Here is a 13,647-nt window from a genome sequence, read left to right on the forward strand (position 1 = left end):
AAAATAACAACTGCGAGGTGAAATACATTGTTTCTTGACAAAACTTACCATCTGCTGTATATATATTGAATATGAGCAAAGGCGTTCATTTTTAGAGTAGAATTTTTTCTGCCCTTAAAATGGACGCCTTTGTTTTTCTATTTATTCTGAAAGGAAGGTATATGATATATGAAAACTGAAGGTCAAGTGAGAATTCCTTCCGGATGTGCAATCTCAGCAGTCATTTCCAAAGAAGGAAACAAGATGTCCGGTGAAATGATCACAAATTCCATGAAACCCATGCATGACCGTTCCAACGGATTAGGCGGAGGCTTTGCCGGTTATGGCATTTACCCTGAATATAAAGAGTTTTATGCATTACATATGTTCTTTGATACCCGTGACACAAGAAAAGAATGTGAAGCTTTCTTAAAAGAACGGTTTGAAATCATCCAATCCGAAATTATTCCGACCCGCAAGATTCCGGCTATTACAGATGAACCGATTATATGGAGATACTTTGTTGCTCCACTAAAATCCGTGCTGGTTTCTTTACAGCTGGACGAAAAGGAATTTGTTGCCAGAACTGTTATGAAGATCAACGCCGAAATGTCCGGTGCTTATGTTTTCTCCAGTGGCAAGAACATGGGAACCTTCAAAGCGGTAGGTTTCCCGGAAGATGTGGGTGTTTTTTATAAACTGGAAGAATATGAAGGATACTCTTGGACTGCCCACGGACGCTATCCAACGAACACTCCCGGATGGTGGGGCGGCGCACATCCGTTTACGCTGCTTGACTATTCTATCGTACATAATGGAGAAATTTCCTCTTATGATGCGAACCGCCGATTTATCGAAATGTTTGGCTACAAATGTACGCTCCAGACCGATACCGAAGTCATTACCTATATTATGGATTATCTGCTCCGTGTACAGGGACTTACCCTTGGTGAAGCTGCAAGTGTCATTGCTGCTCCATTCTGGAGTACCATTGCAGCAAAAACAGATTTGGAAGACCAGAAAAAACACACCTATCTTAGAACCATGTTCCCAAGTCTGCTTGTGACCGGTCCTTTCTCTATCGTTTTAGGATTTGATGGCGGACTGATGGCACTGAATGACCGGTTGAAACTGCGTTCTATGGTAGTCGGGGAAAAAGACGACAAGGTATTCATTGCCAGTGAAGAGGCTGCCATCCGAACCATGGAACCGAATGCCGAAAACATATGGTCTCCTACCGGTGGTGAACCAGTCATTGTAAAAGTAAAGGAAGGTGCATTTTAATGAGCGTAGAATTTATCTATCCGGAATTTGAAGTAATCAGAAATGAAAACAGATGCATTGCCTGTCGGGTATGCGAACGACAATGTGCCAATGAAGTACATAGTTATGACGAAGAACATAAAATTATGAAGTGCGATGAATCGAAATGTGTCAACTGCCAGCGATGTGTTTCTCTTTGTCCGACCAGAGCACTAAAAATTGTAAAGAGTGACTGTACCCTGCGCGAAAACGCAAACTGGTCAAACGATACGATTAAGGAGATTTATAAGCAGGCGAACAGTGGCGGCGTCCTTTTATCTTCCATGGGTAATCCCAAACCACTGCCTGTATACTGGGATAAAATCCTGATCAATGCATCACAGGTAACAAACCCTTCCATTGATCCCTTGCGGGAACCGATGGAAACCAGAGTTTACCTCGGAAAGAAGCCCCAAAAAGTGAGTCGTACAGAGGACGGAAAATTAGACTGCAGACTGCCGCCGCAGCTGGAGCTTTCCATGCCTGTCATGTTCTCTGCCATGAGTTATGGTTCTATCAGCTACAACGCTCATAAATCCCTTGCACTGGCAGCTACTGAGCTTGGCATCTTATATAACACGGGGGAAGGCGGCCTTCATGAAGATTTTTACTGCTACGGCGAGAATACCATCGTACAGGTGGCTTCCGGACGTTTCGGCGTTCATGAGGATTATCTGAAAGCAGGTGCTGCCATAGAGATTAAGATGGGACAAGGAGCAAAACCGGGCATTGGCGGACATCTCCCCGGTGCAAAAATTGTCGGGGATGTATCACGTACCCGCATGATTCCGGAAGGCTCTGATGCAATTTCACCGGCTCCGCATCATGATATTTATTCCATCGAGGACTTGCGTCAGCTTGTGTTCTCTTTGAAAGAAGCTACAGAATATAAGAAACCTGTCATCGTTAAAGTCGCAGCCGTTCACAATATTGCTGCCATTGCAAGTGGTATTGCCCGCAGCGGAGCTGATATCATCGCCATTGATGGCTTCCGTGGCGGTACAGGAGCCGCTCCTACCAGAATCCGGGATAATGTTGGTATTCCCATCGAGTTAGCACTTGCCTCCGTTGACCAAAGACTTCGTGACGAAGGTATCCGAAACAATGTATCACTGGTAGTCGGCGGAAGTATCCGGAGTGCTGCTGATGTGGTAAAAGCCATTGCACTTGGTGCAGATGCCTGTTATGTGGCTACCGCTGCCCTTCTGGCTCTTGGCTGCCACCTTTGCCGAACCTGCCAAAGCGGTAAATGTAACTGGGGAATCGCAACCCAGCGTCCAGAGCTTGTAAAGAGACTGAATCCTGAAATGGGAAGCGAACGCCTGATGAATCTTATGACCGCATGGAAACACGAAATCAAAGAACTGATGGGTGGCATGGGCATCAATTCCATCGAGGCTTTACGAGGAAACCGTCTGATGCTGCGTGGCATTGGTCTGACAGAAAAAGAGCTTGAGATACTTGGTATCTCTCATGCAGGAGAGTGATAAAAATGAAACGAATCTATGTAAAAGAAGAATGGTGTCTCGGATGCCATTTATGCGAATATAATTGTGCTTTTGCCAATTCCGGCAAACCAGATATGACAGAAGCATTAAAAGGAAAGCCAATCTTTCCTCGTATCCATATTGAAGAAGGCGAAAAAATCTGTTACGCCGTTTCCTGCAGACACTGTACCGATCCATTATGCATAAAAAGCTGTATTGCAGGTGCAATCTCAAAGATTGACGGAGTTGTCCATATAGACCAGAACAAATGCGTGGGATGCCTTACCTGTGTTCTGGTCTGTCCATATGGGGCACTGGCACCGAATGAAAAAGGAATTATGCAAAAATGTGAACTTTGCATTGCTAATACCTGCGGTGAACCAGCCTGTGTAAAAGGCTGTCCGAACCGGGCAATCGTCTATGAAGAAAGGGGTGAGTAGAATGGCTCAATATGTTGTGATTGGAAATGGTGTTGCTGCTGTGGGCTGCATTGAAGGTATCCGAAAAGAGGATGCAGCGGGCAAGATCATCGTAATTTCAGAAGAACCGCATCCTGTATACTGCCGCCCACTAATCTCCTATTATTTGGAAGGCAAAACGAATCTGGAGAAAATGGCATATCGTGATAAGAATTTTTATGAAAGAATGGGATGTGAAGTTCTCTATGGAAAGAAAGCTGCGCAAATTGATCCTTCCACAAAACAGATAGCCCTAAACGATGATACCGTGATTCCTTATGATAAACTCTGCATTGCCACTGGTTCCTCTCCTTTTGTACCTCCTTTTACGGGTCTGGAATCAGTGGAACAGAAGCATTCCTTTATGACGATAGATGATATGCTGGAACTGGAAGCTTCCATCAATGAAAATTCGGATGTGTTGATCGTAGGTGCCGGTCTCATCGGTTTAAAATGTGCCGAAGGTTTAAAAGACCGTGTTTCCAGTATTACGATATGCGACCTTGCAGACCGTGTGCTTTCCAGTATCCTTGATGCTGACTGCGCAGCTATGATGCAAAAACATCTGGAACAAAATGGAATCAACTTTATGTTAAATGACAGTGCAATATCTTTCGATAAAAATACTGCTTTTATGAAAAGCGGAAAAACCGTTCGTTTCGATGTTTTAGTCCTTGCTGTCGGTGTTCGTGCAAACACTTCTTTGATAAAAGGAATTGGTGGTGAAGTGAACCGTGGCATTTTAATCAGCAACAAAATGGAAACTTCCATTCCTGATATTTATGCCGCTGGCGACTGTACGGAAGGCGAAGACATTTCGTTCCACGATAAACGTGTCCTTGCCATTTTGCCAAATGCTTATATGCAAGGAAATTGTGCTGGCATCAATATGGCAGGCGGTTCTTCTGTTTTCGATAAAGGAATCCCTATGAACTCCATCGGTTTCTTTGGATTACATGCCATGACCGCCGGAAGCTACTATACCGCTGAGCAGGGCGGCGAACTGTATGAGGAAAAGTCAGAAGGAACTTTAAAACGTCTGTTTACCAGAGGTGACTATTTAACCGGATTTATCCTTATCGGGGCAACTGAACGGGCTGGAATTTATACTTCTTTAATCAGAGAACGTATTCCTTTAAGTTCCATTGATTTTGAAATGTTGAAAAAAACTGCTACTTCTACAGCATTTTCCGTAGAAAAGCGTAAACAATTTTTTGGAGGTGTGGTATAATATGAAAATCATTGATGCTGCAAATTTAGATTACAGAGCTGTAAATGAAGCATTGCGTGGGACAGACAGCGACTGTACGATTGAAGGCTGTTGCGGTCAGAGATTCATTGCTGCCGGTATGTCTGATCGGAATCTTACAATCAATGGAATTCCGGGAAATGCACTGGGCGCATATTTAAACAATGCCAATATTACCGTAAATGCCAATGCTCAGGATGCAGTAGGCGACACCATGAATGAAGGGAAGATCCTGATCCATGGCAATATTGGTGATGCCGCCGGATATGCCATGCGTGGCGGCAAAATCTATGTACAAGGCAATGCAGGATACCGTGCCGGAATTCATATGAAAGCATACAAGGAAAAGATTCCAGTCATGATCATCGGTGGGTGTGCCGGAAGCTTCCTTGGGGAATATCAGGCTGGCGGCGTAATTATCGTCCTTGGACTTCACACAGATGACAAACGTATCGTAGGCAATTTCCCATGTACCGGAATGCACGGCGGTAAAATGTTCTTGCGCGGCAACTGTGAGGATATCCGCTTTCCGGAACAGGTAACTGCAAGATGTGCAGCCCCAGAGGATTTAGAGGAAATCCAGGAATATCTGTCCGAATACTGTGCAGACTTCGGATATTCTGTGGACGAACTTTTATCCGCTCCTTTTACAGTCATCACACCAGACAGTAAAAACCCATATAAACAAATGTATGTAGCAAATTAAAAGAAAGTAGGTAGGCTTATGAAGTATTCAAAAGAAGAGGTAATGCAATATGTGCGGGAAGAAGATGTAAAATTCATCCGCCTCGCCTTTTGTGATGTATTTGGCAAACAGAAAAACATATCCATCATGCCAGAGGAACTTCCTCGCGCTTTTGAATGTGGAATTGCCATTGATGCATCTGCCATCGCAGGCTTTGGCGATGAAAACCATTCCGATCTGTTTCTCCATCCGGATGCAGACACACTTATGCCCCTGCCATGGAGACCAGAGCATGGCCGTGTGGTACGAATGTTCTGTTACATTACCCACCCAGACGGAAAAACATTTGAATGTGACACCCGTTCTATTTTAAAAAAAGCAATTCAGGATTCCCAAAATGCAGGATTCCAGTTCTTCTTTGGTGCTGAACAGGAATTTTACCTGTTTACTCTGGATGATAATGGGAACCCGACCAAAGAGCCTTATGATAACGCAGGATATATGGATATTGCCCCGGAAGACAGAGGCGAAAATATCCGCCGAGAAGTATGTCTGACACTTGAACAGATGGGAATACAGCCTGAAAGTTCTCACCACGAAGAAGGTCCGGGACAAAACGAAATTGATTTTCGCTATTCCGATCCACTGACTGCTGCTGACAATGCCATGACCTTCCAGACTGTTGTGAAAACAATCGCCAGACGTAATGGGCTTTTTGCTGATTTCAGCCCGAAGCCGCTGGAAGATAAACCGGGAAACGGATTCCATATCAATATATCTGTAAAATCCTCTGATAATACAGACTATATGAATTATATGATTGCTGCTATTCTGGATAAGGTTGCAGATATGACCGTATTTTTAAACCCGACAGAAAATTCTTATCAGCGTTTTGGCAGCAATAAAGCTCCAAGATATATCTCCTGGTCCAGCGAGAACCGTTCCCAGCTTGTCAGGGTTCCTGCTGCTGTAGGCAAATACCAACGTGCGGAGCTTCGCTCTCCAGATCCATCCGCAAATACTTATCTTGCATTTGCCCTGCTGATTTATGCAATTATGGATGGCATTCAGAATAAACTGGAACTACCAGGTCCCGCTGATATGAACCTGTATAAAGCAGATGCAGATACGCTGGCAAAATTTGAGCAGCTGCCCGGCGATTTTAAATCCGCATGTGCTGCAGCCGTAAACAGTAATTTTATAAAAGAACATATACCAGATGCTATCTTAGATATTTATTGCAATAAATAATTCAAACCAACGAAAAAAGGAGGAGGTGTAAAATGAGTTTAAGAGAACGTTTTTACAGCATACTCATCGTGTCTGCAACAGATAGTTTCACCTCTGCCTTTGCTGACCTGCTCCCCGAAACAAGATACTACCCTATCCATAATGTTACAAGTGTCAGTGCTGCCAAACGGGCACTTGCCGAAAAAACATTTGATTTTGTTATCATCAACGCCCCTTTGCCTGATGATGTGGGTACTCGTTTTGCAATTGACACCTGTACTACCAAACCGTCCGCTGTGTTGCTTTTGGTAAAAAGTGATGTTCATGCCGGTATCCACGATAAGGTTGCTGAGTACGGCGTCTTCACTTTGCCAAAGCCAACCTCAAAACCAACTATGCTGCATGCCCTTAACTGGATGGAAAGCGCCAGAGAACGACTGAGACAATTTGAAAGGAAGTCTCTGTCCATCGAAGAAAAAATGGCTGAAATCCGTCTGGTCAACAAGGCAAAATGGATTTTGATCAGTGAACTCTCCATGAGCGAACCTGATGCTCACCGTTACATAGAAAAACAGGCAATGGATCGCTGTATTGCAAAGCGAACCATTGCCGAAGAAATCATCAAAACTTATACTTAATCCCCTTTTAACCTTGCAATGGTAAAACTTCTCCCTTTCTATCTCCATTGCGTTCCACTTGAAGGATACACTCCGTACATAATGGTGTGCATCCTTTTTCATTTATCGACTCTTACCAATTTGTTTCTCTTATTTTATGCTTCTGATGCCTGTACTTCTTTCGGTAAGACATCATCACGAAAACCCTTAAATACTGGCTGTCTTAGCGAATTAATGAGATTGGGCATATATTCCACAACACATACATGGTTCGTCTTCACCCAGATTACATCATGTTCCCCAATAGGCATCAAAAGGAATGGATTCTTGCCAGTCACTTCCAAAGTATCTATTGCTTCTTTTGTCACGCCAGATGTTACATACCCTCTGAAAATCAGTGTATTACCTTTGTATTTTGCCAGAACAAGGCTATACATATGTCCGCCTTTTTTGATATATCCCGCTACTACAAAGTCCTCGTCTGCCATCCGTTTGAATTTGATCCAGTCCTTCGTTCGTTTCCCCATCAGATAAAAGCTGTCTTTTCTTTTTGCAACAACGCCTTCCAGTTTGCTCGCCTCTGCCGCCATATAAAGCGCAGTCCCCGAACCTTCCACATATCTGGACACCGCTATTCTCGAATCCTCATTCACAAGCCGGGATAATTGTTCTTTTCTGTCCATCAGGGGTGTCCATATCAGTTCTTTTCCTTCTATATAAATGCAGTCAAAGGCAACGAAGGATGCCGGATAGCGCAATGCTTCCATCTCTATCTTGAATTTGTCTGTGAGCAGCGTCCTCTTTTGCAGGCGATAAAAATCTGGAACGCCATTTGTCAAAACAACGATTTCGCCATCTAATATGCATCGTCCTCCTACATTTTTACTGATTTCTTTCAGTTCTGGGAACCGTGGGAGCATTCGTATATTGCGTTTATTACGAAGATCCACCATACCGTAATCTATATAAGCCAGACATCGGAACCCATCCAGCTTCAATTCATATAGCCAGCTGGGATTATCGAAAGCATCCATTTGCTGTGCTATCAGCATTGGCGAAGCCTCTCTTTTATCAAACAGATCCATCATGCCGTTCCCGTTAATTTCTTTTTGCTCTCTTCGTCTTTTTTATTGGATAGTTCCAGACTCTTCTGTAATGCTTCCATCAAATCAATGACGTTTGCTGTAGTACCGGTATCAACTGCCACGATTTCCTGTCCCTGTATCTTCTTCATAATAGCTTCCCTCAGTCTTGCCTGGTATTCATCCTGATATTCCTCCGCCACAAATGGTTTTGTCATATTTTCAATCAGCATTTTCGCCATATTCAGCTCATTCTCATCCAGCTTCATCCTTGGAACGCTCTTAGGAATGGCAGCAATCTCATCATAATAAAACAAGGTTTTTACAATAATCCCTTCCTTTGTAGGGTACAGCACAAGAAGTTTTTCATTTGTTCCCATCACTGTTTTTGCGATTGCTACCTTTTTGTGCTAAAAGTGCCTGCCTTAACAATTCATACGCTTTCTCCGCCCCTGTATCCGGAACTGCATAGTAATCCTTTTCATAATAAATCATATTGACTTCTGCCATCTTTGCAAACTGCAGAATATGGATTGTTTTATCTTTCTTTGTCTTGATCCGTTCTAATTCATCATCTGTCATTACCACATATTTATCTTTTTCATACTCATATCCCTTAATAATATCTGAACTGCTTACCTCTTTTCCGCAGTGGCTGCAATACTTTTTGTATTTAATCCTCGCCTTACTCTCTTTCTCCAATTGATTAAAATGGATATCATTGTCAACCGTAGCTTTATACATACCGATAGGGATCAATACCAAACCCATGGAGATACTTCCTTTATGTGCAACTGCCATACATTCACCTCAATTTCTTTTGATTTTAGTATCTGCCCACTTATCTTAATTATGCATTTGTAGATATCTGTCTGAACAATATTGAAATTGAATTGCTTAGAAGGAAAGAATGAAAATATATACATTGAAATAGTCCCCTTGAATTAAACTATGTTCATTTCAAGAGGACTATCCCTTATCGGCTTTTATCACTTATAACAGCTATATCTTTATTCTCAATAACCTCTGTCATTCTTGCAGATATTTCCTGCTCCCGTGCTTCAAAAACTTCTGCCCCATACTGAAATTCCTGCTCTGCCACCATTCCAAGTACGGTAGGCTCTGCCATATCAACCTCCTGCACAAGCTCCGGTTGCTTTGCAAGGCTCTTTACCTTATCAATAGCAGCATCCAAATATCGCTCCATGCTTTCATACAATTTTTTCTGCATGGCAAAAGGCTTCTTTGCAAGCTCTGTCTTTGAAAAATGCTTCTCTTTTACTGAATAATCCACAGTCTCCTTGTCTGCAAAAGTACGGAAAGTATTAGCAATCTTCTGACCTGCCTCCCTCATGCCACTACCAAAAGCATCAAGTTTTATCATTGTCTGCTCTGTTTCTCCGATACTCTTACGGATATTGTCACGGACAGACTCCAGCTTATCCTTAACACCTAAGAACTCCGACACCTTATGAAGTGCCGCTTTTCCTTTGGCTTTTGTCTCTGCCACAACCTCCGAAGCCTTTGCTTTTACCTCTATTTTGATTTCAAACAACTGCTTCTTCATCTTCTGGCATTGCTGTTCTAAGGAATCCACAGCCTTACAGACAGTAGCCTTCAAGGTTTTATTTGCCTTCTCCTGCTCCATCTTTTCAAGCTGTTTACGGACACTCACAAGTTCCTCCGTTACCTGTTCAAGCCTTTTTCCCATACCGTCAATCAATGCTGTCATTTCAAATACATTATTGGCAGCTTCCTTCTGCTGGTTTTGGTTAAGAAGTACTATCAGCTCCTGAATGATCTGGTCTTTCGACAATTCCATGTTCTTTGCCTTCCTTATCCGTCAGCTTCACCACCTCGCCCGTCTGAATGGTCTTTAGGTTCGTAAAAAATGTACCGTGTCTGCTGCCATTATGACCTGCAAGGACACAGTTGCCTTTTTCTCCGATTCCTGCTGTATCCGTGATGTGACCGATACCACAGGATAGCTCATGGCTCTCCGTTCCCTCCAATACTGCATACTTTATATCCAAAGCCTCAATCTCAATCAATCCGATTACTTCTTCTTTGGCAAGTGTGGCAGCATCTTCTTCACTAACGGTGGTTTCGGTTTCCTCCTGCCCACAAGTTTCTTTTTCTTCTTCATGCTCTGTTACCGTCTCCTGTTCTATCATGTGTTCAAAACGCTCTACCATTTCGTCACTTTTCTGATTGCCCGTGTATCTGTAATAAAGCGGGACTGACATTACTGCCAGCCCCACAACAATCAATATTCCTGCAATCACTATTCGTTTCATCTTCCCTCTTTTCCGAGTGGTCTGGTATGATAAGGACTATCCTCAGCTGTAGTGGTCAAGCTTTTTTGTAACATTTGTGGCTTAAAATTTATTGGATTGTTGCTTGGATGCTAGCGGAACTGTCAGCTTTTATCAATAGTGCTTTGCAACGCTGCGCGGCTATGCCATTGACAAAACTTCCCACCTCCGATTTTGGGTGGTCAAGCAATTCAATCAGAAATCCTGCTCCCGCCGCTCTTTATGCTGCAAGTACCTCTTTTCTTTCTGGATTGATTATATCTTATTAGCCACTCCTGTTACTACTTTACTTTATCACAACAAGCCACCCTGTTTTGTTCTTCTTTTTCCTGTCTGGCCAGGTCCACATCCTCTGCCCTGCCATTTTCAAGGTCAAGCTGGACATTCAGTTCATTCAGCCTTGCAATCTTCTCGGAAAGTTCCGCTTCCTGTGCAAAAGGCTTCTCATATTCTAACTTTGACTGCTCCAAGTCTCGCTCATATTGCTCGATTTTCTTAGTCAGAAAATCAAGCTCCTCAGCCATACCGCCAAGCAGATTTTCAAGCTTCACCATATTACCTACAGGACTTGAGGAAAGCTCTGCCTTATGGTCTGTCTTACCACGAAGCACCAGATAATTAACACCGATGAAGTTCTTTTCTACTAAAAGCTCAAAGCCTTTGAACTCTCCAAGATGTGTCGTCTCGCCATTCTTACATTTGCTGACTGCTTCCAGCATAGATGTACCGCCATCCACTCGCTCCTTAAACTTCACACCCTTGATTGTAATGGCAAATTCCGGCTCCGCTATGAGTCCCTTGCCACAAGGATATTGGCGGACGGATACAGACGCATAAATTCTCCTGCGGTCTGCCCGATAAGGGACTTTGGTACAACAATCACATTTTTATTGGCTAGTCCTAAACGCTTCTGTTCCATGCAGGCTGCCATCATGGTATAGGTCTTTCCTGCACCTACCACATGGGCAAGCAAGGTATTTCCTCCAAGAAGGATACGTGCAACCGCATTTTTCTGGTGGTCACGGAGCTTAATCTCAGGGTTCATGCCGGGGAACTGTAAAAAGGAACCGTCATAACTTCTAAGTCGGATACAGTTGAAAGTATTGTTATAATAGTCCACATACTTCTGTCTGCGTTCCTGATCCTTAAATATCCAAGCCTTAAACGCTTCCTTCATCTGGTTCTGCTTTTCCCTTGCAAGCATGATTTCCTTTTTATTCACTTCATAATGGAATTTCCCGTCCCCATCCTCAATTCGGTCACGGATTGTCACAGTACGAAGGTTTAAGGTTTCCTCCATAATGGAGTAAGCATCAATCCTGCTTGTACCATAAGTTTTTGTTGCCGCAATGAACCTTTTATCAAGATTTTTATTCTCAATATACCAGTTCTGCCCATAGGAATTGTACTTAATCTGAATACCGGAACTGTAATAAGAACTTCTGACTGCCTTTGCACGGTTTGGAGTTCCAAGAAGCTCATAAATAAACTTCTCATAGTCCTCCGGCTCAATCCAAGTCGTTCCGATTCTTACCTCAATCTCCGATGCGTCCAAATCCTTCGGCTGTACCTGCTCTAATGCCTGCACATTAACTGCAAACTTCTCCCCGTTTTCCTCTGCGTAAGCTTTGGCAATACGGAGCTTATCACGAACATTACCGGATAAATATTCATCTGCTGTTTTCCAGCCTGCATTTAGGTTATTCTCGTTATATTCCGTAGGATCAAGATAAATCAATCCCGAAAGTTCCTCAAGCAATACTGCCCTTTTTACCTCAGCTTCTGCCTGTTCAGAAAGTGTACTGCCCTCCGGCAGTTGTGCCATTGCCTTAGAAATGTCAGGCTCATAGATACTTAGCATAAACGGAATGTTTACTGCACCAAATTCACTTACCGACACATTTAATGCTTCCGTTGCAGTTTCCACACGGTCTACCTGATTCTTTGCACGGATTGTCTGCTTATAGAACATATCCGCCTTTTTTACATTTCCGTCCTCATCCACAACCTCTAAAGAACATAAAAGAGGATAATCCGCATCGTCCTGAAATGCCTGCTTACTTCCCCTGCCGGTAATCGGACCGAACTTTCTTACATAGGCATCATACTTCTCGTTTAAGAGCTTCTGCTGGAACCTCAGTTCCTCATCACTGCAACCTTCTGTCTGAATAAAAATAAGCTGCCTTGTCCGTAAACTGCCCCGCCCGGATAAGATACTCCATAACGCTGTAAATCTGCTCAAAAGTGACAGATGCCCGCTTACGCTCTCCTTTACGGTTCTTATAATCTACCATAAAAGTATCCGAGTTACCGATATACTCAATCAGACCATAAGCATTGTTGTGGTAAGCACTATGGGTATCTCCGTTTCCGTAGTGATTGGTAATACGGTTTAAAAAATGAAGCTTATCTGTGTTTGGTAATTCACTTTTCGCTACCATCTGTAAAAATGGCTGAAACGGTCTGATAACGGAACATCCCTGCATATAAAGCTCCAATGCCTCACGCAAGTCCTCCTCCATTGTCTCCACCTGCTCTAAAGCAGTTGGAAAGGTTGCTGTGGAAACGGGTTTAATCACATTCCCTTTCTGGTCAACAATTTCTCCCTCCACTTTTTCTATGATTTCCGTCTGCTCTGTCTGTGCTTCCTCCGCTTCGGTCTGCTCTGCATCCTCAAGCTCTATCGCCGTAAAGCCCGGTTCCATACGCATACGCTCTTTGTATTCATGGTAAATCTCCATAAATGCCGGACTTGCCTGAAAGGACTGCGGACTGATTCTGAACTGTTCAAAAATCTCCTCTGACAGATAATCATTCTCCTCAATCATGTGGAGGATTAAAGCAGCACAATATTTGTAATCGACTTTTTTCTCTCCCCTTGTTCCATCCGACTTTTTATAGGATACCGTTACACCTTCCATATCCCTTGTGATAAAACTATCACCATATGGACCATCCACCTTGTCCGTCATCACAATAGCTTCCCCTTCTGTGGAAACATAAGTCAGAGGATGGTTTGCAAACATCATACGGATCTTTCTTCCCATAACTTCATAAAACCCCATACCGTTATAAGAATAAAACCCGCCAAGTGCAATCGGTACCACCACCGGAACTGCCACATACACACTCGGTGTTAATCCGATATAACGGTACAAAAGAAGGACAACCTTATGGTTATAGGACCACTCACATATCTCAAAGGGGATCAGAGGCAGAGCCCTCAGCATTGGCTTTTCTTCG

The 13,647-nt window shown here is 43.2% G+C and carries 12 protein-coding genes and 2 pseudogenes; 7 read left to right on the top strand and 7 right to left on the bottom strand.

All coding sequences use genetic code 11. From position 1 onward, the window contains the following. Window positions 1-168 precede the first annotated feature (168 nt). From NFS18_RS12005 to NFS18_RS12035, 7 genes are read left to right on the top strand one after another with little or no spacing between them, the layout of a single operon-like run. Window positions 169-1,263 carry a class II glutamine amidotransferase gene (locus tag NFS18_RS12005; RefSeq protein ID WP_251390419.1) on the top strand — a complete coding sequence of 365 codons (1,095 nt, stop codon included), beginning with the start codon at window positions 169-171 and terminating at the stop codon, window positions 1,261-1,263. After that, on the top strand, window positions 1,263-2,768 hold the full coding sequence (locus tag NFS18_RS12010; RefSeq protein ID WP_251390420.1) for a glutamate synthase-related protein: 1,506 nt from the start codon (window positions 1,263-1,265) through the stop codon (window positions 2,766-2,768). Before NFS18_RS12005 ends, NFS18_RS12010 begins: the two co-directional genes overlap by 1 nt. Before the next feature lie 5 nt (window positions 2,769-2,773). Continuing rightward, the gene (locus NFS18_RS12015; protein WP_016439168.1) at window positions 2,774-3,208 is read left to right on the top strand and encodes a 4Fe-4S dicluster domain-containing protein; all 435 of its coding nucleotides are present in this window, start codon (window positions 2,774-2,776) and stop codon (window positions 3,206-3,208) included. 1 nt (window position 3,209) lies between these two features. Then, entirely contained in the window at window positions 3,210-4,457 is a 1,248-nt protein-coding gene (locus tag NFS18_RS12020; protein ID WP_251390423.1) for an NAD(P)/FAD-dependent oxidoreductase, read from the top strand. Window position 4,458: 1 nt separating this feature from the next. Continuing rightward, window positions 4,459-5,181 (top strand): GltB/FmdC/FwdC-like GXGXG domain-containing protein, encoded by a 723-nt coding sequence (locus tag NFS18_RS12025; RefSeq protein ID WP_117576267.1) that lies wholly within the window; start codon window positions 4,459-4,461, stop codon window positions 5,179-5,181. 18 nt (window positions 5,182-5,199) lie between these two features. Next, window positions 5,200-6,411: a glutamine synthetase family protein gene (locus NFS18_RS12030; protein ID WP_117576268.1), complete on the top strand. Its 1,212-nt coding sequence runs from the start codon at window positions 5,200-5,202 to the stop codon at window positions 6,409-6,411. 32 nt (window positions 6,412-6,443) lie between these two features. After that, window positions 6,444-7,028 carry an ANTAR domain-containing response regulator gene (locus NFS18_RS12035; protein ID WP_251390425.1) on the top strand — a complete coding sequence of 195 codons (585 nt, stop codon included), beginning with the start codon at window positions 6,444-6,446 and terminating at the stop codon, window positions 7,026-7,028. A gap of 134 nt (window positions 7,029-7,162) precedes the next feature. On the opposite strand, the gene NFS18_RS12040 is transcribed toward NFS18_RS12035, so the two are convergent. The 7 genes and pseudogenes from NFS18_RS12040 to NFS18_RS12070 form a co-directional block, all read right to left on the bottom strand. Next, window positions 7,163-8,059, bottom strand: a complete 897-nt coding sequence (locus NFS18_RS12040; protein ID WP_251390427.1) for an ATP-dependent DNA ligase — start codon at window positions 8,057-8,059, stop codon at window positions 7,163-7,165. Between the two features lie 32 nt (window positions 8,060-8,091). Then, window positions 8,092-8,890, bottom strand: a pseudogene (gene ku, locus NFS18_RS19960) (non-homologous end joining protein Ku). A gap of 175 nt (window positions 8,891-9,065) precedes the next feature. Continuing rightward, window positions 9,066-9,911 (bottom strand): DUF6674 family protein, encoded by an 846-nt coding sequence (locus tag NFS18_RS12050; RefSeq protein ID WP_251390428.1) that lies wholly within the window; start codon window positions 9,909-9,911, stop codon window positions 9,066-9,068. Further along, window positions 9,862-10,386 (bottom strand): sortase, encoded by a 525-nt coding sequence (locus tag NFS18_RS12055; protein WP_251390430.1) that lies wholly within the window; start codon window positions 10,384-10,386, stop codon window positions 9,862-9,864. Before NFS18_RS12055 ends, NFS18_RS12050 begins: the two co-directional genes overlap by 50 nt. 299 nt (window positions 10,387-10,685) lie before the next feature. Further along, window positions 10,686-11,141 (bottom strand): hypothetical protein, encoded by a 456-nt coding sequence (locus NFS18_RS12060; RefSeq protein WP_251390432.1) that lies wholly within the window; start codon window positions 11,139-11,141, stop codon window positions 10,686-10,688. Window positions 11,142-11,191: 50 nt separating this feature from the next. After that, complete coding sequence (locus NFS18_RS12065; protein ID WP_251390434.1) at window positions 11,192-12,646, bottom strand: DEAD/DEAH box helicase family protein; 1,455 nt, start codon at window positions 12,644-12,646, stop codon at window positions 11,192-11,194. Next, window positions 12,552-13,647: pseudogene (locus NFS18_RS12070) on the bottom strand (hypothetical protein); the annotation flags it as partial. The gene NFS18_RS12065 and the pseudogene NFS18_RS12070, both read right to left, overlap by 95 nt.

The organism is Mediterraneibacter agrestimuris, from assembly GCF_943193195.1.
Taxonomy (GTDB): domain Bacteria; phylum Bacillota; class Clostridia; order Lachnospirales; family Lachnospiraceae; genus Schaedlerella; species Schaedlerella agrestimuris.

What these genes read in the sequence shown, in the direction of transcription:
- NFS18_RS12005 (WP_251390419.1), top strand. Translation starts at nt 169, where the DNA reads ATGAAAACTGAAGGTCAAGTGAGAATTCCTTCCGGATGTGCAATCTCA.
- NFS18_RS12010 (WP_251390420.1), top strand. Translation starts at nt 1,263, where the DNA reads ATGAGCGTAGAATTTATCTATCCGGAATTTGAAGTAATCAGAAATGAA.
- NFS18_RS12015 (WP_016439168.1), top strand. Translation starts at nt 2,774, where the DNA reads ATGAAACGAATCTATGTAAAAGAAGAATGGTGTCTCGGATGCCATTTA.
- NFS18_RS12020 (WP_251390423.1), top strand. Translation starts at nt 3,210, where the DNA reads ATGGCTCAATATGTTGTGATTGGAAATGGTGTTGCTGCTGTGGGCTGC.
- NFS18_RS12025 (WP_117576267.1), top strand. Translation starts at nt 4,459, where the DNA reads ATGAAAATCATTGATGCTGCAAATTTAGATTACAGAGCTGTAAATGAA.
- NFS18_RS12030 (WP_117576268.1), top strand. Translation starts at nt 5,200, where the DNA reads ATGAAGTATTCAAAAGAAGAGGTAATGCAATATGTGCGGGAAGAAGAT.
- NFS18_RS12035 (WP_251390425.1), top strand. Translation starts at nt 6,444, where the DNA reads ATGAGTTTAAGAGAACGTTTTTACAGCATACTCATCGTGTCTGCAACA.
- NFS18_RS12040 (WP_251390427.1), bottom strand. Translation starts at nt 8,059, where the DNA reads ATGCTGATAGCACAGCAAATGGATGCTTTCGATAATCCCAGCTGGCTA.
- NFS18_RS12050 (WP_251390428.1), bottom strand. Translation starts at nt 9,911, where the DNA reads ATGGAATTGTCGAAAGACCAGATCATTCAGGAGCTGATAGTACTTCTT.
- NFS18_RS12055 (WP_251390430.1), bottom strand. Translation starts at nt 10,386, where the DNA reads ATGAAACGAATAGTGATTGCAGGAATATTGATTGTTGTGGGGCTGGCA.